The organism is Aeribacillus sp. FSL K6-2848, from assembly GCF_038004325.1.
In the GTDB taxonomy this organism is placed as follows: Bacteria; Bacillota; Bacilli; order Bacillales; family Aeribacillaceae; genus Aeribacillus; species Aeribacillus composti.
The window spans coordinates 3,487,201-3,507,541 of sequence record NZ_JBBOQQ010000001.1 but is presented as its reverse complement, the minus strand read 5'-3'; the positions used below and the strand labels follow the sequence as shown (position 1 = coordinate 3,507,541).

Annotated in this window: 16 protein-coding genes, 1 pseudogene and 1 other annotated feature; of the genes and pseudogenes, 14 read left to right on the top strand and 3 right to left on the bottom strand. The window is 39.7% G+C overall.

The window, feature by feature from the left end; translation table 11 throughout:
• Positions 1-124 precede the first annotated feature (124 nt).
• The 4 genes and pseudogenes from serA to NSS70_RS16935 form a co-directional block, all read left to right on the top strand.
• A pseudogene (gene serA, locus NSS70_RS16950) lies at positions 125-1,078 on the top strand (phosphoglycerate dehydrogenase); the annotation flags it as partial.
• A gap of 103 nt (positions 1,079-1,181) precedes the next feature.
• The gene (gene hemA / locus NSS70_RS16945; protein WP_144598213.1) at positions 1,182-2,411 is read left to right on the top strand and encodes a 5-aminolevulinate synthase; all 1,230 of its coding nucleotides are present in this window, start codon (positions 1,182-1,184) and stop codon (positions 2,409-2,411) included.
• A 98-nt stretch (positions 2,412-2,509) separates the two neighbouring features.
• Positions 2,510-3,007 carry a GNAT family N-acetyltransferase gene (locus tag NSS70_RS16940; RefSeq protein WP_094244543.1) on the top strand — a complete coding sequence of 166 codons (498 nt, stop codon included), beginning with the start codon at positions 2,510-2,512 and terminating at the stop codon, positions 3,005-3,007.
• 20 nt (positions 3,008-3,027) lie between these two features.
• Positions 3,028-4,107: a Gfo/Idh/MocA family protein gene (locus tag NSS70_RS16935; RefSeq protein WP_094244544.1), complete on the top strand. Its 1,080-nt coding sequence runs from the start codon at positions 3,028-3,030 to the stop codon at positions 4,105-4,107.
• Positions 4,108-4,406: 299 nt separating this feature from the next.
• Here the strand turns inward: NSS70_RS16935 and NSS70_RS16930 are convergent, their stop codons facing one another.
• Complete coding sequence (locus NSS70_RS16930; RefSeq protein ID WP_144598212.1) at positions 4,407-5,315, bottom strand: LysR family transcriptional regulator; 909 nt, start codon at positions 5,313-5,315, stop codon at positions 4,407-4,409.
• A 142-nt stretch (positions 5,316-5,457) separates the two neighbouring features.
• On the opposite strand from NSS70_RS16930, the gene NSS70_RS16925 reads away from it, so the two are divergent.
• The 5 genes from NSS70_RS16925 (at position 5,458) to NSS70_RS16905 (ending at position 11,095) form a co-directional block, all read left to right on the top strand.
• The gene (locus NSS70_RS16925; protein WP_339197300.1) at positions 5,458-6,630 is read left to right on the top strand and encodes an MFS transporter; all 1,173 of its coding nucleotides are present in this window, start codon (positions 5,458-5,460) and stop codon (positions 6,628-6,630) included.
• A gap of 105 nt (positions 6,631-6,735) precedes the next feature.
• Complete coding sequence (gene glsA / locus NSS70_RS16920) at positions 6,736-7,665, top strand: glutaminase A (RefSeq protein ID WP_340882010.1); 930 nt, start codon at positions 6,736-6,738, stop codon at positions 7,663-7,665.
• Positions 7,666-7,788: 123 nt separating this feature from the next.
• On the top strand, positions 7,789-8,904 hold the full coding sequence (locus NSS70_RS16915; protein ID WP_003352762.1) for an IS4 family transposase: 1,116 nt from the start codon (positions 7,789-7,791) through the stop codon (positions 8,902-8,904).
• Between the two features lie 187 nt (positions 8,905-9,091).
• Entirely contained in the window at positions 9,092-9,496 is a 405-nt protein-coding gene (locus tag NSS70_RS16910; protein ID WP_311066459.1) for a cytosolic protein, read from the top strand.
• Between the two features lie 357 nt (positions 9,497-9,853).
• Positions 9,854-11,095 carry a S1C family serine protease gene (locus NSS70_RS16905; RefSeq protein WP_082829371.1) on the top strand — a complete coding sequence of 414 codons (1,242 nt, stop codon included), beginning with the start codon at positions 9,854-9,856 and terminating at the stop codon, positions 11,093-11,095.
• A 188-nt stretch (positions 11,096-11,283) separates the two neighbouring features.
• Here NSS70_RS16905 and NSS70_RS16900 read toward each other — a convergent pair whose 3' ends face one another.
• Complete coding sequence (locus tag NSS70_RS16900) at positions 11,284-12,756, bottom strand: MFS transporter (protein ID WP_232515608.1); 1,473 nt, start codon at positions 12,754-12,756, stop codon at positions 11,284-11,286.
• 285 nt (positions 12,757-13,041) lie between these two features.
• Entirely contained in the window at positions 13,042-14,805 is a 1,764-nt protein-coding gene (locus tag NSS70_RS16895; protein WP_063386272.1) for a thiamine pyrophosphate-requiring protein, read from the bottom strand.
• Positions 14,806-14,951: 146 nt separating this feature from the next.
• Here NSS70_RS16895 and NSS70_RS16890 point away from each other — a divergent pair, with 146 nt between their 5' ends.
• From NSS70_RS16890 to NSS70_RS16870, 5 genes are all read left to right on the top strand, one after another.
• Positions 14,952-15,818: a LysR family transcriptional regulator gene (locus tag NSS70_RS16890; RefSeq protein ID WP_340882003.1), complete on the top strand. Its 867-nt coding sequence runs from the start codon at positions 14,952-14,954 to the stop codon at positions 15,816-15,818.
• 124 nt (positions 15,819-15,942) lie between these two features.
• Positions 15,943-16,635, top strand: a complete 693-nt coding sequence (locus NSS70_RS16885) for a TerC family protein (RefSeq protein ID WP_412674482.1) — start codon at positions 15,943-15,945, stop codon at positions 16,633-16,635.
• A 497-nt stretch (positions 16,636-17,132) separates the two neighbouring features.
• The gene (locus NSS70_RS16880; protein WP_066247308.1) at positions 17,133-17,624 is read left to right on the top strand and encodes a DoxX family protein; all 492 of its coding nucleotides are present in this window, start codon (positions 17,133-17,135) and stop codon (positions 17,622-17,624) included.
• A gap of 58 nt (positions 17,625-17,682) precedes the next feature.
• Positions 17,683-17,898, top strand: a binding site (T-box leader).
• Between the two features lie 57 nt (positions 17,899-17,955).
• Positions 17,956-19,083 (top strand): glutamate 5-kinase, encoded by a 1,128-nt coding sequence (gene proB / locus NSS70_RS16875; protein WP_063386269.1) that lies wholly within the window; start codon positions 17,956-17,958, stop codon positions 19,081-19,083.
• Complete coding sequence (locus tag NSS70_RS16870; RefSeq protein ID WP_063386268.1) at positions 19,080-20,327, top strand: glutamate-5-semialdehyde dehydrogenase; 1,248 nt, start codon at positions 19,080-19,082, stop codon at positions 20,325-20,327. Before proB ends, NSS70_RS16870 begins: the two co-directional genes overlap by 4 nt.
• Positions 20,328-20,341 lie beyond the last annotated feature (14 nt).

Genomic DNA, 20,341 nt, shown 5'->3' with positions numbered 1-20,341 from the left:
TTTTAACTATAAATTAACAAAAAAATTAACTTTTTTTTACAAGGAAAATAAAAGCAAATATAGAATTGCTTTGTAAGCGTGCGCTAATAGATCCTAAAAATAAATTACAGGAGGTATTTAAACAATGTTTCGGCTACTAGTCTCTGACAAAGTGAACAATGAAGGACTGAAACCGTTGATAGAATCAGAAGCGGTTGAAGTTGTCCAAAAAAGTGTATCGGAAGCAGAAGATGAACTAAATCTTTTTGATGCTCTTTTGGTGAGGAGCAGCACAAAAGTAACGAAAGAGCTTTTAGGAAAGATGACCTCTTTAAAAATTATCGGAAGAGTCGGAGTCGGTGTAGATAACATTGATATTGATGAGGCAACAAAGCAAGGAGTAATTGTCATTAATGCTCCCAATGGAAATACCATTTCGGTAGCCGAGCATACACTTGCGATGATTTCTTCTTTGATGAGGCACATTCCGCAAGCGAATATTTCAGTTAAAGCAAAAGAGTGGAATCGGTCAGCATTTGTTGGATCTGAACTTTACGGGAAGATCTTAGGCATTATCGGTTTTGGGCGCATTGGTATTGAAGTTGCCAAGCGGGCTAAAGCCTTTGGAATGAAAGTGCATGTATTTGATCCAATCCTAACTCCAGAGAGAGCAAATAATTTCGGTGTCGAAATGCTTTCTTTTGATGAAGTTCTTTCAAGTGCGGACATAATTACAGTTCATGCACCCCTGAACGAAAAAACGAGAGGATTGTTAAATAAAGATACATTGGCAAAAACAAGAAAAGGGGTAAGGATTATCAATTGTGCAAGAGGCGGAATTATTGAAGAAGAAGCTCTTTTAGAAGCTCTAGAAAATGGCCATGTCGCAGGTGCAGCGCTTGATGTTTTTGAAGTCGAACCGCCTATTCATTCAAAATTGGCTGATCATCCGTCAGTAATTGCGACGCCGCATATAGGAGCCTCGACAAAAGAAGCGCAGTTTAAGGTCGCTGCACAAATTGCCGAGGAAGTTTTGCGATTTATAAAAGGCATGCCTGTTAGGTTTTCTGTCAATTTTCCGCCCGTTGCACAGGAGGAGAATATTAACAAACAATTGATTTTACATTAAGAGTGCGGCTGAAAAACAAAAATTACAATTCCTTCTTGAATGGAATTTATATTTATTGGAGGATGATAGAGTTATGTATACAGAAATTCTCAGCGACAAGCTAAATTCGTTGAAGGAAAGAGGGCAATACCGTGAATTTATTACGATTAACCGCATATGCGGCCAGTATCCTTTGGCGAAGTTGAATGGCAAGGAAGATGAGCAGCCTGTTGTTGTTTGGTGCAGCAATGATTATCTGGGAATGTCCCAGCATCCTTTAGTAATTGAAGCGATGCAAGAAGCAATCCGGTTAAATGGAGCCGGTTCAGGCGGATCGCGGAACATAGGCGGCACACACTACCAATACACTTTGCTTGAATCATCATTGGCTGACTGGCACGGTAAAGAGGCAGCACTCGTTTTTCCGACCGGATACAGTTCAAATGATGCAACATTACAATGCTTATTGCGTCTGTTCCCTAATTGCATAGTGTTTTCCGACGAGCTTAATCATGCCTCCATTATCAATGGGATACGAAGTGCAAAAGCTGACCGCGCCATATTTAGGCATAATGATGTCGAACATTTGGAGGAATTACTAGCTTCCCAGCCGCATAATCGAGCCAAAATCATCGTATTCGAGTCAATATATTCGATGGACGGCGATATCGCACCGATTAAGGAAATTGTGAATCTTGCTAAAAAATATAACGCACTAACATTTCTCGATGAAGTTCATGCTATCGGTATGTACGGTCCTCGAGGAGCAGGAATAGCTGCAGAGCTTGGAGTTGCCAATCTCATTGACATTATACAAGGAACAATGGCGAAGGCGATAGGAGTGATAGGCGGGTATATTACTGCATCGGAATTGCTGATTGATGCTGTCCGCTCCTTTGCATCCGGCTTTATTTTTACTACCTCCCTGCCGCCGGCAATTGTTGCTGCATGCTATACAAGCATCGGGTATTTGAAATCTTCTGATAAAGAGAGAAATGAACTGCATAGAAAGACTAATCAGCTAAGAAAGATGCTCGTTCAGGCAGGTATACCGGTAATGCCATCGAGTGTAACACACATTCTTCCTGTAATGATTAGGGATGCAAAAAAATGTAAGGCAGCTGCTCAAAGAATGCTTGAAAAACATAAAATCTATCTGCAGCCTATTAACCCGCCGACAGTTCCTGTTGGTACAGAACGGTTTCGAGTCAATGTTACACCGAACCACACTGAAGAGCAGATGTTGCAGCTAACCGATGCATTAAATGAAGTTTTTTGCCACTTTAATATTCCATTTGCACAATCGGCCGATGTGTTCGCATAATTGGTTAGAGATAACCTATTACAATTCTGAGATAAGAGTAGTCCATAGTTTTTTGCCACCCTTAACGTATACAACAGAATAGGAGAGGATATTTATTCATGGATCATAATTTAAAAATTGTTGCTAGAAAGGCAACCATCAATGATGTTGACATGCTGATTGATTTAAGGAAGCTGTTGCTCAATGAAGGGGCAGGCCACTATGTTTCGAAATCACCCGAAGAACAAATGGCATGGCAGAAAAGCTATCGGAAATGGCTTATTCACAATATACCTGCAAATGAAAAAATGGTAATTGCTGTAGCCCACTATGATGGCGAAACCGAAATATCGGCCTGTGCTATAGGAATCATTGATGAACGTGCGCCGATGAAAGGATGTTTAAACGGACTTGTTGGGTGGGTGCAATCGGTTGTTGTTCACCCTGAACGGCGCCGTAGAGGGTTTGCAGAATGTTTAATGAACTATATTTTGGACTGGTTTCAGGCCAATAATGTTGAAAAAGTTATCTTACAAACAACACCGATTGCAAAAAATTTATATAAAAAGCTCGGATTTATTGATTCAGGCGAAGAGCTTTTAATAAAAGAAATTTAAATGTTAAAGGGAGGCAACTGATGAACGTCTTAATTTGTGGTTTGGGATATGCAGGGACAAGATTTCTTAAAGCTTTTTCCAATATGAATAAAGATATTGTTGGAGCTAGAAAAATCAATTTTGCATATGTTAATAGAAATCCTAAACGCAGGGATATTCAATACTTTAAAGAGGTGGATGCTGCTATTGAACAATTTGAGCCTCACATTATTGTAATTAGTGTAAATGATGAGTTCCACATGGATATAATTAAAAAGTTGGAAGGATACAAAGGCTTTGTTATTTGCGAGAAGCCCTTGGCGAATACGAACGATGATTTAGAGCTGCTGGAAGCGAAACTTAAAAGTGTATCTGGATTCTGTCTTAACCTTATAGAACGTTACTCTGATGCAACCATCGTCTTGAAAAAGTTTGTTGAAGAGCATAATTTGCAGCTTATTCGGGCCAATTTTTACTGGGGAAAGAACAGAATGAATGATTATAGGCCAACTGTAGGTGTGATCAGCGAAATAATCCATCCGCTAGATCTTATCCAATGGATTTGTGCATCCAATACTGATCTGGAGTTAAAGTCTATTCAAGGCACTCGATCAGACTTCTCCGTATCAGGTTCTGACGTACTTGACAGTGCAGCCGTAACTGCATGTTTAGGAAAAGCGGCAATAACCGGGTATAGCAGCTTCGTAAATATTGTCCGAAAGAGAGAAGTCGATCTTGTATTCGCTTCTCCACAAAACCGTCTAATCTTTGCCAATATGGTGTTTGATACACCTGTATGGGATGTTGACCATCTTCGTATATGGGAAAGAACTCCTTTCGGAGAACAGGTCATAATGGACATGAAAACGAATATTGATGACTCGAAGCCTGAACTAAAAACAATACGCAAATTGGTAAGATTGGTTAATGATGTTGGCGGGTATGTAGTAAACGGAGCAGCTCCTTCACAACCGTTTGCTAGCCTTCAAACAGCTTTGAAGCTCCAAAAATTATTAAATACAATAGAACGTGATGCTCAGACAATTGGACCGATAAATTATGTTGTTGGTTCACAACGGGAAATTTACAACGATGAAAATGATTGGGAGCGTCTAGGCTAAATGAATGCAAAATTTCAATTGATAATAATTGTAAATTTATCGGTTTTTTGAACCAATTTTTTAACGGCAAAATGATGTTAAAGACAAAAAAAGAGGAGACAGATACAAGAGTTCTTTCCCCAATCATCAAATCGGCTGCTAAAATGCATTGAAATTTACTTTGGCAGAGAGGGAAATGATTATTTTCATTGTACTCCTGCTTCTTTTTTTATTGCGGTTATTTCAATTATTCTCCTTGTTTAATTAAGGATTTGATAGAGAATTTTAATTGCCAGTATCATTTCATGAGATTATTTCTATTAAACTTGGTGAAAAAACGGAATGACAGATTTTCTCATTAAGTTAAGAAATGCATGAACAGTTGGAGACAAATTTCCACTTTTCCACGCAAAGGCAGTTGAAGTAGTAATTGGGTTGTTGTAAATGTCGCGATAGACAACTTTATTTTTTAATACATGCTGGATAGAGGATGGTACAATCGCTACGCCCATTCCTGATGAAACAAGGGATAGGACTGTAGGCAATTCTTGTGTTTCTTGAACTACTTTAGGATGGAATCCCGCTTGATAGCAACTGTTTATCACAGTATCATAGTGGCTTTGATTTGCCTTCCTTCCCGTCAAAATAAATGAATCGCCCGCCAATTCTTCAAGATGAATCGGGGAAGTGCCGGAAGCTAGCCGATGATCCTCTGGCAGAGCAATCATCATTCGTTCTTGCCGAATAACCTCGAAATGAATTCCGTCATTTTTTATGTTGGCGGGTTGGCAAAGGATTCCTATATCAATTGCGCCCTCATGCAAAGCTTTTAATTGCTCTCTAGTTGTCAATTGTTGCAAATCTATATGAATATTAGGATATGCTTTACGATAGTGCTCTATAATTGTTGGAAGAATATCATAGGCTGATGAGGAAATGAATCCTATCGCTATTTCTCCGACCTCTCCACGGTTCACCCTTTTTACTGATTCGACAGCTTCCTCCAGATCTTTGAAAATTTGATTAACTTTTTCCAAAAACAATTGGCCTTCTTTCGTCAGTTCTACTTTTCTTTTCGTTCGATGGAAAAGAGGCACGCCTATTTCTTCTTCTAATTGTCGGATTTGAAGGCTTAAAGGCGGCTGTGCCATATTTAAACGGGCTGCAGCTTTCCCAAAATGCAAATCTTCAGCAACTGTTAAGAAATATTTCAAGTGGCGCAGTTCCAATTAATCTCCTCCTTTATTAATATTTATAAGATATTAGTAGTTTTATAAATATATATTAGACATATTACATTCCGTCTTGTAAAGTGAAAAATAGATAAATCTTCCGTAAAGATAATTCCGTAAAAATGGAGGCTAAGTTATCATGCAAAAAGTTTTTCTCTTGACGATCGGTATGTTCGCTCTTGGGTTTGATGCTTATGTGATAGCTGGTTTGCTTCCGGATATCGGTGCAACTTTTCATATAACCCCTTCACAAACAGGGCAAGCCGTGAGCGTCTTTACGCTTTGTTATGCACTGGCCGCTCCGGTATTTGCAACACTGCTTGCTGGAAAACCGATGCGCAATATTTTATTGTTGGCGCTCGCAGTATTCTCGATAGGCAACGGGATAAGTGCACTAGCTTCAAATTTTTCCATGTTGCTGATTGCACGAGCAATTGCAGGCATCGGCGCCGGACTTTACTCTCCGCTAGCATCAGCAGCTGCAGCATCACTAGTGCCCGAACAGAAACGCGGCAGAGCACTTGGCATGACTCTTGGCGGCATGAGCACTGGAACAGTCATAGGAGTCCCTCTTGGACTGGTGATTGCGGAACATCTGAAGTGGAATGGAACTCTTTGGGTGATCACTGCACTAGGCTTAATTGCCATGATGGGAATTGCCATCTGGTTTCCACATTTTGCAGCTTCAGCTCCACCTTCACTCCGCCAGCGCGTCGCAATGATGACAAATAGACGGGTTGCAGCAATTGTTGGCATCACTTTTATGACCAGTGTTGCCAGCTTGGGTCTTTACACATATATTGCTGTTATTTTGAATAACTTGGCGGACATTTCCAACAACACGCCATATCTTTGGGCATGGGGAATTGGCGGCGTAGTTGGCAGTTTTTCCATCGGCGCTTTGATTGACCGGACAGGCAAACCGGGTTTGCTCATGGCAGTAATTTTGGCCATAATGGCTTTGTCCATGTTCAGTGTGCCATTCGCCCTTTCATTTCCGATCCTGTCATTTCTGCCTTTCATTCTATGGGGGGCGATGGGCTGGGCATCGCAAGCCCCGCAGCAGCATGAATTGCTTCGCATACAGCCTAATCAAGGTGCAGCGGCCGTTGCTTTGAACAGTTCCGCAAATTATTTGGGCAGTGCAATAGGTTCTCTTCTTGGAGGGATAGTGATGCTGGCTGGATTGGCTCCTTCCCAACTTCCGTTTGCCGCCGGCGGCCTTGCATTAGTGACATTACTGGGACAATGGGGGATTTTATCAAGCAAAAGAAAGCATGGAAGTGAGAGAAAACAATCTATGCAACAATGACTATCTCCAGATTGAATAAACATATCATACTCATTTGTCAAATATCAAAGGGGTTGTTTATAAAATTTTATACAGCGAGCCATACTAAATAATGGTGATGGCTGAATGTACGAAAAAGAAGAATTGATCCGCTTTGTCCAAGAAGCGAAAAAGTATGGGCATCAGGGGAAAGTTGCCAGTTACATACCGGCTCTTGGCAAAGCAAATCCAAATGATTTATCTATTGCTATATATATGCCTGATGGGAGAATCATTGACGCGGGGGATGTAACGGTAAAAGTGACGCTTCAAAGCATTTCAAAAATTATCGCTTTAGCTCTTGTCATTATGGATCACGGTGAAAAGGAGGTATTCCAAAAAGTCGGGATGGAGCCGACGGGCGATCCGTTTCATTCCATTGCTAAGCTTGAGGAAACACAGCCTACAAAGCCGCTGAATCCGATGATCAATGCCGGTGCACTTGCCGTAACGCATATGATTTCGGGAAGAACGGTGAAAGAACGGCTGCAGAGACTCATTCGTTTTGTCCGCAAGCTAACAGGAAATCCAACCATTTCTTATTCGCAAGAAGTCGCTCAATCCGAATTTGAAACCGCGTTTTTAAACCGCTCCTTATGTTATTTTCTTCGACAGCATAATATTATAAACGAAGATGTCGAAGATCTGATGGAGCTTTACACGAAGCAATGCGCCATTGAAATGACATGCATCGATTTGGCGCGCATCGGCCTCGTTTTTGCGATGGATGGGCGCGATCCGTTTACAGAAGAGGAAATCATGCCACTTGATGTAGCGCGTATTTGCAAAACGTTTATGGTCACCTGCGGCATGTATAATGCTTCGGGAGAATTTGCGATTAAAATCGGGATTCCGGCAAAAAGCGGCGTCTCAGGAGGCATACTCGCATCTGTTCCAAAAAGATGCGGCATCGGCATATTCGGTCCAGCATTGGATGACAAAGGCAATAGTCTGACCGGCATCAAACTGCTTGAATTTTTATCTAAAACATATTCATTAACACTAGCATTGCAGTAATTAAATCTGATGATTCAAAATACTAAGAATGTTCAATTTTTTATTGATTTCGAAACAAAAAAATCCTTTACAATGGAAGTACAGGTGGTTCCTGTCCAAATCCAATCGTAAAGGATAACCATTATGGACAAGAATACACTAATTTCATCATTTGGTAAATGGGTTTCACCCATAAATATTCAAAAACTTAGCGAACAAGTCAAAGAATTGAAACAGGACTATTACACAAAAAAGCTGACAACAGAAGCCTATATTAAACTTTTATTGGTAGCCCAGCTGCTCGAATTTAAGAGCTTAGAGGAAATGAGTGATGCACTTGTAGACGAAGATCTTCAAAAAGCACTCGGATTTGAATCGATAAGTGCCTCTCAGCTATCCCGAAAAAACAATCAGATCCACCCACTAATTCTTGCAAATTTGTTCTTGGATCTTGTTTGGAAAATTCAACGGTACCATTATAAAAACGGAAAGAATATGCCACTGAAAATCATTGATTCAAGTACACTCCCGTTGAATTTGACCCATTATAAATGGGCAAAATTCCGTAAAACAAAAGCTGGTGTAAAGCTACACTTACGGCTCGTTTTCATGGATAAAGACACCGTCTATCCTGAAAAAGCAGTGATTACGACAGCAAAAGAACATGACCGAAATCAACTCGAAGTCCTAGTGGATGATCAAGAAGCCATGTATGTGTTTGACCGCGGTTATGTGGACTATGAACGTTTTGATCGGATGACAGATGATGGCTATTTCTTCGTTTCAAGACTGAAGAAAAACGCAGTCATTCGTGAAGTCTATACATTTTCACTTCCTGATGATTGTCACGTTCTATCCGATAAAATGGTCTACATTGGTACCACACAAAATCGTACTGAAAATGTCTTTCGTCTACTAGAAGTTATGGACACAAAAGGGAACTTACTTCGTTTCATCACCAACCGATTTGATTTAAAACCAGAAGAGATAAGTGATATTTACCGATCTCGCTGGGCTATTGAGCTCTTTTTCAAATGGCTCAAGCAACACGTGGAAATTAAGCACTTTTATGGAATGAGTGAAACAGCTATTCAAAATCAAATTTTCTTAGCCCTTATCACGTATTGCTTACATGTTCTCATTCAATTGGAGATGAAAAGTAAGAAATCCCTACTTCGAATTACTCGTTGGTTAAAGAGAGCTCTGTGGAAACCAGCTTATGTTTGGTTGCGAAAATTTGATGGGCGAGCCAGTCCATAATCTCCCTTTTGTCGTTGTCGCTCTGGTTTAACTGTATATATTTACCAAATGGGCAGTGCCACCTTTCTTTAGGTTTTGTCTTTTTGGCACAAATTCACAAAAATTAATTAACAGAAAATTCTAACTATATTTATACAATGCTAATGATTCATTAAGTATTTTCTAATATTTGAGGAGGAGACATACGATGCTTGAATTCACTGTTAAATTTCACCTTGAAGATGATATGGAAGAAATGAAAGTGCAAAAGCTGAGCCCGGATGATTTTGAAAGGGTGACAGAAGGAGGGACAAGACATTTGTTTGATCTCGATACAAACATTGGTTTTTTCGTCTTTTTTGACGCTGGGGACAGCGATGGCAATATGTCTTATCTTTCCCTTCGCTACGAGGAGGACGAGGAAGATCCGAGCGAATGCTACCGGTTTGAACTAAAAGACTTTTATGAATTTATAGCTCTTTATCTAAATGACTTAGAATTCGGTGATGAAGTGATGGCGGAGCAGGAGGAAGAGGAAATATACGGCCCCATTCAGCATCTTGCTCATCTTCTTTTCCATGTTGCTGAAGAAGGGAAAACAGTTGAAGTTTGAATACGTTGAATGAAATCCGGGGCATGCATACGAATTCAAATGCCAATTTTTCAGAAGGGCTTATTTTCAATCAACAACATCTATGTGTTTCAGAATTGCATTTTTTGTAATAAATGAAAGTACCGCGGGCGATCCGGATTGATGTTCACCGTTTCGTTAGGGCTTGGCAGGAGAAACGATTTTTGAAAAGTGCTTTTGAACTATGGATTTGGCGAAAAGGTAAGAGGCGCATAATATCGAGCGGCGTCCGATCTTTTTTATATTTCAATGTTTTTTTACCTTTTGTTCATCGTTTCGTCATATTTTTTGCCTAGTATGTCAATAAGACAAACGATGAAGAAGAGGAGGGCTTTTGCTATGGGATATTATGATGAAATAGATCAAAACAATCGTGTGGAAAGAAAAAAGAACAGTTTGTTGAAGCCGGTTCTTTCTTCTTTAATCAGCGGTGTTTTGGGCGGAGCTGTTGTATACGGTGCGTTGACCTACTTGCCATTCCAAGATCATAACAAAGCTTCAAATGAAACAGAGCATGCAGCGGTCAGTCAAAATACAAACGATCAGGAAGCATCTGTTAATGTTGCGAAGATTTCCAATCAAGGCGATATTGCAGAAATAGCTGAAAAACTTTCACCAGCGATTGTCGGCATTTCTAATTTGCAGCAGCAAAGGACAGATTGGTTTGGATCGCGCCAAGATTCTTCCAGCGAAGAAGTGGAAAGCGGAAGCGGAACAGGAATTATCTTTAAAAAGTCCGGCAATGATGTTTTTATTGTTACAAATAACCATGTTATTGAAGGGGCTTCTTCATTGGAGGTAACGCTTTCCAATGGCGATAAGGAAAAAGCAGAGGTAGTCGGTGCTGACTCATTGACAGACTTGGCCGTCATAAAAATTAATAACAATAGTGTTAACACAGTAGCTGAGTTTGGTGATTCCGATAATATACGAGTCGGCGATCAGGTCATTGCAATCGGGAATCCGCTTGGCAGCGATCTTTCTAGAACTGTAACAGAAGGGATTATCAGCGGAGTCAATCGCACAGTGACGATTACAACTTCTGAAGGAGACTGGGCGCTTGATGTCATTCAAACTGATGCAGCGATCAATCCAGGAAACAGCGGAGGCCCTTTAATTAACATGGATGGGAAAGTCATCGGCGTCAGCAGTATGAAAATCAGCCAGGAAGGTGTGGAAGGGCTCGGATTTGCTATTCCAAGCAATGATGTTGTGAAAGCGATCAATCAATTAATGGAAAAAGGAAAAATTGACCGTCCGTTTCTTGGAGTTGCATTATTAAATGTAAGCGAGCTTCCTGAGTATTTCCTTAGAGACACACTCAATTTGCCATCTGACGTTAAAGAAGGTGCGGTAGTTGGAAGAGTTCAGGCAAATTCTCCCGCCGATCAGGCCGGATTGCAGGAAAAGGATGTGATCGTCGCATTGGATGGGCAAAGCATTCACAACACGAGTGAGTTAAGAAAATATTTGTACAGTGAAAAGAAATCAGGAGACTCAGTCAAAGTCAAATTATATCGGGACGGAAAAGAAAAGACCGTCACAGTTACCCTTTCAAGTCAAGACTTATCGCAAACCTGATCGGGAATAGTATTAAAAAGAAAGGGCCCGCAAAAAGTCAGTTCAATTAACTTTTTGCAAAGCCCTTTTTTCAATGGAAATCTTTTTCATCAATGTGAAAATGATCTATCTCTGATAAATGAATGATACTCGCCAATTAACAACAGCATCATTTGCTTAGAAAAATTTCATCGCTATACATAACTTGTTTACATATTTGCTTCGCTAGACGAGATATTTTTTGGTTGAGCAGATTGTACAGCTTTGCTTGAGATTGCTAAAACAAATAAACAACTAATACTAATTAAAACTCCGTCCAATATTAGCGGAGCTCCCCAGCTGCCTGTGCTGTCTCTTAAATATCCTGATACGACTGGCGACAATACGGCGCCAATTTCTGCTATCAGATTCAGCATGCCAAATGCCCCGCCTTGTTTGCCTTCCGGCGCCAATTCTGCATTTAATGCATGTGAAACCGGCTGCAATGCAAAAAAGAATAATCCTGATATAAATAAAATGATTGATGTAATAATCGGGCTGCTATTTTCCGTTTGAATATACCAAGCAAAAACAAATATTGAAACAGCTAAAAGAAAAGTTAAAAGCGCTAATACATTTCTGCGGCCGTTCGGTCTATCAGCTAACAGGTCAGAAATTTTTCCGCCAAGCGGGAACCCGATAACCCCTGCTACTGCGTTAAATGAAGCTACTGCTGCTGCGGCAACTAGTGCTCCGCCGCCAAATTCTTGGACAATTGCCGTAGACCAGAATCCATACAACCATAAATGCCATAAAATCGGCAGGAAAGATAGATAAAGGAAAAACAGGTTTTTATTCATAATCAAAGGGTGCACTTCTGATTTTTTTGTTACATAAAGATATATGATCAATATGGGGGCTAAACTAGCCAAAATAAAAGCTATGACAATCGATGAGAGCCCTAATTTTGTTGATGTGAAGTATATCGCCATGATGATAACCAAAAACACAAGTGAATAAATACTTAAGTGATATAACGATTTTCCGTAAAATTCCTTCACACCAGGTGAATTTGGATCTGCTGATTGTATCAATTTTTTATCAGGCTTCATAAATTTAAACATAAGAACAGCAACGATTAAAGTAATGAATCCCATGAATAGAAAAGGAACTCTCCAAGCCTCATTTCCCATTAGAGGAACAAAAGCTTCCAGAAGAAGAGGTGTACCGATTGTTGCCAACGTTAAGCCGATAGACAGGCCAGTAATAACAACTCCCATTCCTAAGCCCATTTTTTCCGGAGGAGTGTTGAAAGCAATATAGGATCTGTCATTTGAATAAAGGATTCCTTCACCTAATCCAAGTAATACACGGAATAAAACAAACATGACGAGTCCGCCTGATAAGCCTGTGAAAAAAGTGGCGACGGCTGCCCACAAAATACTTAATATAATAATAGGGCGGTATCCAAATTTATCTCCCAAGTTTCCTCCAGGAAATTGGTTTAACATAAATCCGGCAAAAAACAAACTGCCTATTAAGCCCCCAAATTCATGAGGATTCGGGACATCTGAAAAAAATGATATTTTATGTTCTATCATCCAAGTAACAATTGGGCCTGTCGCAGTTCTGTCGATATAAGAAACAACCCATCCTAGGAACAGCATTCCCCATATTGTATGGTACCTTTCCCATTTTTTCATTATCATTTTCACTCCTATCTAGATTTAAAATTTAACATAACCTTTAGATAGCGCTTACATAAAAGGGCAAAAAGAAATAGAAAATGCTGCTGGTTGAATATAAGATCATTGGCTGCTGGTTTTCTATATTTCGGACGATGTGCGATGAAAGGAATATAAAACTTTTTTAGCCTACATTCTTGATGATTCCATCTTGTTTTTGAACTTTCTCCGCAGCTTTAAAATTTTTGTACTTTCAACTATTCCAAATGAATTCAAATTTTAAATGCTTTTTGCTCCCGCTTTTTAAACTGTGGAATGGTTTTTTTCCTCTCTCATTTGGTTTTCTTGACTAATAGCGGGCAAATATACATCTAAAACAGCGGAACGGCCAGACTTGACAGTTTTTATTGCTTCATTCAGAGCCTCTTTCAGCTCATGAGGGTTTTCTACTTTTCTTGCATAGGCGCCACCTGCAGCTTCTGCAATTTTCGAAAGATCAGCATGAGGAGTGAAATCTACGAAAAATTGATTCGTTTCATTTGCGATACCATTCGGATGAACAGCTAAGGTTGACAGTTTCGGAGATTTCCAACCGCGATTATTATAAATTACGGTTAAAAATGGCGCGTCATATTTTTGCGATATCCAATGAACGCTCGAAGGGACGCTAAACAGATAAGATCCATCTCCAGTAAGGCTGATCACTGTTTTAGACGGGTCTGCCAGTTTTGCTCCTATCGCTGCTCCGCCGTTCCATCCAAGTCCGCCTCCGCCGCTGCCAAAAATAGAACCTGGTTTGGTCATTTGCAAATGGGTATATAATGTTTGGAAATTTGAAATGCCTTCATTGACAATAATCGTGTTTTCATCGCACACTTCCCGTATGCAGGCAGTTAAATACTCAGGCGTGATAATGTCGTCAAAAAATTGTTCAGCTTTTTTCCATTCTTCACGCTGAGCTTTATGATATTTTTCTATTTGTTTTCTCCTTTCATTTACTTGCAAGCTGTCAATGTCAGCGTTTTTAATCACTTCGTTCAACTGCCGCAAGGCCGTTTCGGCATCAGCTGCGAAAAAACGTTTTGATGGGATATACCATAATGTCATCCCTTCCTTCAGCGGATCTTCATCAATATAGTAAATCGTACAATTTGGCGATGGTTTATTATTCACTGGAATCCAAGGAACATCACTGTCAATGACCATTATAAAATCTGCTTTTTCGATTAAATCGTTTTGTGTTGAAGTATTCCACTGATATCCGCAATGAAGCGGATGATCAGATGGAAAGTTCATATAGTTTGGCACTGACTCTAAAACAGGTATCGCAAGTTTTTCACAAAATTGAACGAGTTCTTTCACCGCTTGTTTGTTTTTGCCAATATATGACGTGACAATGAGCGGATTATTTGCTGCCAGTAAATCTTTCACTAAAGGATCTATTTCTTGCGGTGCCAGTGCACGCGCTGCAATTGGTCTCCATTGCTCAGGATGAATTTCTACTTTTTCTACTTCCTCCTCCAAAACTTCTCTAGCGCTCGTCAAATATACGGGTCCTTTCGGGCTGCTTTGAGCAATTTGCAGTGCACGATGGACAATTTGTTTTACATTTTTCCCGGTGCGAATCTCATGAGTATACTTCATGTAACCCCTTACAATTCCGGGCTGATCGGGAACATCCTGAATCCAGTGAATAAATTCGTTCCTGCTTCCCCGAAGCTCCCCTTCTTGAGTATATGGAGAAGTTCCGGCAAAAATGAGGACAGGCACCCGACCTTTCCAAGCATTGTGAATGGCAGCGCCAAGGTTTTGCGTGCCGCATTCAACATGCACTAAAACAGCTTGAGGTTTCCCGCTTACTTGAGCATATCCATGTGCAGCGCTTAAGGCAACCATTTCATGTGGACAAGTAATGATTTTCGGAAAATCAATTCCCTCTTTTTCAGCTTCGGCAAGGGCTTCAATAATGGCAGGGTGATCGCTTCCTAGATTTGAAAAAATAAAGGAAACATCAGCTTCTTGTAACGCTTCTAAAAGTGCCTTGCTTGTCGTATATCGGCTGGTCAAACAACACACACCCTTTCAACATAATTTAGATAATTAATACTAGTCAGATAATTCCGTAATCAGAATTGTACTTGAAAAGAAAAGATAGTACAATACTATAATAACTATCATAATAATAGAAAATATCTATAGAAAGGAGCTATAAAATGGAGTTCCGTCTTTTGCAATATTTTGCAATATTGAGTCAAGAGCTGCATTTTACGAAAGCTGCAGAAAAGCTGGGGATTACGCAACCAACATTAAGCCAGCAAATTCGCCTTCTTGAAAACAGTCTTGATACAGTTCTTTTTCGAAGAATGGGGAAAAAAATTGAATTAACGGAAAGCGGAGAGATTTTACTTGAACATGTGAAAAAAATTTTTTCTGAAATTGATCAAGCAAAAATTAAAATACATGAATTAAAAGGATTGAATCGCGGCCATTTAAAAATCGGATGTGTTGGCAATCATCATCTTTATTCTTCCTTGCTTACGTTTCACTCACAGTTTCCAAATATAAGACTCTCTGTTTACGATCTAAAAACGGAAGAAACGTTAGAAAAAATAGTCAAGTCTGAGCTCGATATAGGGATTGTCTATTTACCAGTTCATCATCCGCAAGTAGAGGTTATTAAATGGTTTTCATTAGAGTTTTTTGCCATTGTATCCCTTGATCATCCTTTAGCTGAAAAAAATTTAATATATTTGGAAGAGCTTCAATCGTACCCGATCTTTTTATTGCCCGAGCAATATGTTCTTAGACAGACGATCGATTCATTTTGTAATAAAGAAGGCATTAAGTTAAACCCAATTGTGGAATTGTCGGATACGTATTCGTTGTTAAAGATGACGCTTTTACATAACGGAATTACGATCCTGCCAAAGCTTTATGTTGAAAACAGCCCGGAGTTTTCTGTCAAGCTTTTGAAAATTGCAGACGAACTTCCGCGTAAAGAGGTTGCAATTATTTATCGAAAAGGTCTTCTTTCTTCCACTGCCATTCGAACATTTATCCAGCAGCTGACAAGGAGATGACTCATTTTAATTTTTAAATAGGTAAAATATTGGATTTGCTTTCAAAGGAAGGTAGGGATAGAATCTATACGTATACATTTTTTAATAGAGGAGCGAATAACAATTGGATTTATTTTCAGTTGGTATATCTATTTCATCTGACGCCATCATTGCCTTATTAAAAATTATTGCAATCGATATTATTTTATCCGGCGATAACGCAGTTGTAATTGCAATGGCAACGAGAAATCTGCCGAAAGAACAGCAAAACAGAGCTATATTCTGGGGGACTGGAGGTGCGGTCGCATTACGGATTTTGTTTGCATCCGTTATTGTTGTCCTGTTGAAAATCCCATTTGTCAACATTGTCGGCGGATTTTTGCTGCTTTGGATTGCTTATAAAGTTTTGGTAGATGACGGAGAAGCTGTGCATGTCCAATCTCAAAGCAGTCTGCTTAAAGCTATTCAAACGATCATTCTTGCAGATGCCGTCATGAGTTTGGATAATGTGGTTGCAGTAGCAGGTGCGGCACACGGCCATATCGGCATGATTGCGGTTGGAGTTTTGATCAGTATTCCAATTATGATTTTTGGATCAAAAGCGATCGTAAAATTAATGAACAAATTTCAATGGATTGTATATGTTGGATCTGGAATTTTAGCTTGGACCGCCGGTGAGATGATCTTTAAGGATAAACATATTGAACAATGGTTTCACATCCAAAACTTGTGGATCGAATATTTACTTATCGGAATTATGACATTGATTGTGTTAGCGATCGGTTATGAGAAAAATAAGCGTGCAGAGAAAGAAAATAAATTGCAGCATAGTGCTTAGCAGGCGGCTGTTGAAACGGCGCCTGTTTTTTATGAAAAGAAATTCCACGTTTTAATAGATTTAGTTATGTCTAAAATTTTTGTTATCTGAAAATATGCACACTTCTGTAAAATGACGGTTTCTTTTGCAACAGCTCTAATTTGCATGTAAATTCGAGAGATCGTTCTTTGTGTATAAGCATTCATCGTCCAGAGAAGGTGAGTGCTTTTTTATTTTATCCACAGATATTTCAGATAATTCACAACTTATACACATTATCCATACTGTTTTTGTGGATATTATGTAACTGTTGGAGCTTAAGAAGCTGGATTTTTTCATAAAATCCTACTATGAATGTGGATAACTATAGTAATTGTTAACAATTTGTGAAATATTTCACAAATATATTGAAGTTAAATTCAGAAAATTATATATTGAAATTGAAGAGGTTAGTGAAATATTTCACAAACTTCTTCGAAAAATAAAAGTGAAAAAACAAACAAAGGAGATGGTTGAAGATGGAATGGCTGAAAGGTCCAAAAATGGCGGTTGTCTGGGCGGCTCTTAGAATTTGGCTCGGTTATCAATGGTTTGTCGCGGGAGTCGAAAAGCTGGGTGGATTTGATGCGACAGGATTTTTAAAAGGGGCGATTGCTAAAGCAACCGGAGAACATCCGGCCGTTCAAGGATGGTATGCAGCGTTCCTTGAAAACTTTGCTCTTCCGAATGTAGAACTTTTTAATTTTATTATTCCAATTGGAGAAGTGTTAGTTGGCATCGGACTGATTTTGGGATTGTTTACAACTCCTGCATTAATTGCTGGTGCGTTTATGAACTTGAATTTTATGTTAGCTGGAACAACAAGCACGAATCCGATTATGTACACTGAAGCAATCATTTTAATGGCAGTAGGCGCAGCTGCGTATTATTGGGGAGCTGATCGGTTTATCCTGCCGTATTTGAGAGATAAATTTACAAACAAAAAATTCAATCAACAAGCAAATGTTTAAATGCAGCAATCATCTTGACTTTTAAAAATTTTTGAAACATAATTTTAAAAAAAGTATATTTTCGGCGTTGAAAGGGGCCAGTAAATAGACTTTAGGCGAAAAAGAGAGTGAAACCCTATGGCTGAAAGGTTTCATCGCTGATAAGCTATTGAACCTACCCCTGGAGCTGTCAGGCTCATAACCTGACCGTATCCTTCGTTACAGGCTAAAGGGAGCACTAAACTAGTGCTAAAAAAGGTGGTACCGCGGATATAGACTCATATTCGTCCTTTTTCGAAAGGATGATATGAGTCTTTTTTATGACTGTCAAGCAATGAAGAGGTGTTTTTTAGTGAGGAAAAAGCGAGTGGTCGTAAAAATAGGAAGCAGTTCTTTAACAGATGACAACGGGGGACTCAGCAAAGAAAAGCTGCACGAGCATGTTGAAGCGATTGCTAAATTGAAGGAAGCAGGGTATGAAGTAATTTTAATTTCGTCAGGAGCGGTATCTGCAGGGTATGGAGATCTTGGATATCCTTCCAGGCCTGTGACAATTAGAGGAAAACAGGCGGCTGCGGCAGTGGGCCAAGGGCTGCTTATCCAGGCTTATACAGAAGCATTTAAAAAATACGGCATTGTATGTGCCCAGCTTTTGATGACAAGGAGCAATTTTCAGCATAAAGAGCAATATCAAAACGCATACGCCACCTTATCGGAGCTTCTAAAGCGGCAAGTGCTCCCGATCATCAATGAAAATGATTCGGTTTCGATTGAGGAATTGACGTTTGGAGACAACGATATGCTGTCAGCTCTTGTGAGCGGATTATTGCATGCCGATTTTCTTATTATTTTGACGGATATTAACGGTTTATATGAAGAAGATCCTACCAAAAATCCGAATGCGAAACGATTTGATTTTTTGCCGGAAGTAACAGATGAATTAATTGAACAAACAGAGGCAACATCCGGTTCGAAAGTTGGAACAGGCGGCATGAAATCAAAGCTCATGGCGGCAAAAACGGCACTTGCCCTCGGTGTATCCGTATTTATCGGGAAAGGTCAAGGAAAAGAGAAATTAATAGAAATTTTAAATGGGAACGGTGACGGAACATATATTGGCAAAAACGATTTAAGTGCTGTTCGTAATTCAAAAGCATGGATTGCTCTTCATTCGATCATATCTGGTGATGTGGAAGTCGATGATGGAGCAGTAGCGGCTATTTTGAAGGAAGGGAAATCGCTCCTTCCTGCTGGCGTTAAGCGTGTCAGCGGCAACTTTCAATCCGGAGACGTGGTGCAAATTTTAAACAAGGAACAAAAGCTGATCGGAAAAGGCATAGTCAATTATTCATCTGAAGAATTAAAAGAAATTATGGGCATGCCGAGTCAAAAAGCGATGGAAATGACAAAGCGCATACATCCTGAAGTGGTTCACCGTGATCAATTTGTAGCGATAACGAGTAAGGAGATGATGATATGAGTGAAGTGTTGACAAAAGGGAAGCTGGCAAAAGAAGCTGCTGCCAAACTGGTTGCAAAGACTACTGAAGAAAAAAACAACGCATTATCAATCATCGCTGAACAATTGCAAAAAGAAACGCCTTATATTTTAAAAGAAAATGAAAAAGACATTGAAAACGGGAAAGCGAATGGTTTATCCGACGCTCTAATTGACCGTCTTCTTTTAAACGAAGAACGAATTAACGGAATGATTGAATCGTTAAGACAATTGATTTATTTGCAAGATCCAGTTGGGGAAGTGCTGGAAAGCTGGACTCGTCCGAACGGTTTACAAATCGAAAAAGTTCGGGTGCCGCTCGGAGTTGTTGGGATGATTTACGAAGCCAGACCAAATGTGACAATTGATGCCTCAAGCCTTTGCTTAAAAACAGGGAACGCTGTTCTTCTTCGCGGCAGCTCATCCGCATTGCATTCAAATATGGCGATCGTAAAGGTGATACGAGAGGCGTTAGAAAAAGCGAATTTTCCTGCCGACAGTGTACAGCTTCTGGAAGATACCAGCAGGGAAACGGCAGCGGAAATGTTCAAATTAAATGATTATTTAGATGTGCTAATTCCTCGCGGAGGGAAAAATCTGATTAAAACAGTTGTTGAAAATTCATCTGTCCCTGTGTTAGAAACGGGCGCAGGCAATTGTCATGTGTTTATTGATGAATCAGCAGACAAAAAGATGGCGATTGATATAACTGTAAACGCAAAAACACAAAGACCTTCCGTCTGCAATGCAGCCGAAACTCTTCTCATCCATGAAAATTGGAATAAGGAGTATATTCGCGAGCTCATTGAAAAGCTCGAGGAGAAAAATGTGGAGTTGCGAGTCGATCAAGCATTGTACAATGAATTCCCGCATTTGAAATTAGCGACAGAAGAAGATTGGGAAACGGAATATTTAGATTATACAATGGCAGTGAAACTTGTTTCGAATGTAGATGAAGCAATCGAGCATATTAATCGTTACGGAACAAACCATTCTGAGGCAATTATCACAGAAAATGCCGCAAATGTAGAAAAGTTTTTCAAATTAGTTGATTCCGCAGCTCTTTACCACAACGCATCGACGCGCTTTACAGACGGATTTGAATTTGGGTTTGGCGCAGAAATCGGGATCAGCACGCAAAAGCTCCATGCCAGAGGACCGATGGGACTCCCTGCACTGACTTCTACAAAATATATTATTAAAGGAAGCGGACAGATTAGAGAATAAGAAATGATAAAAAA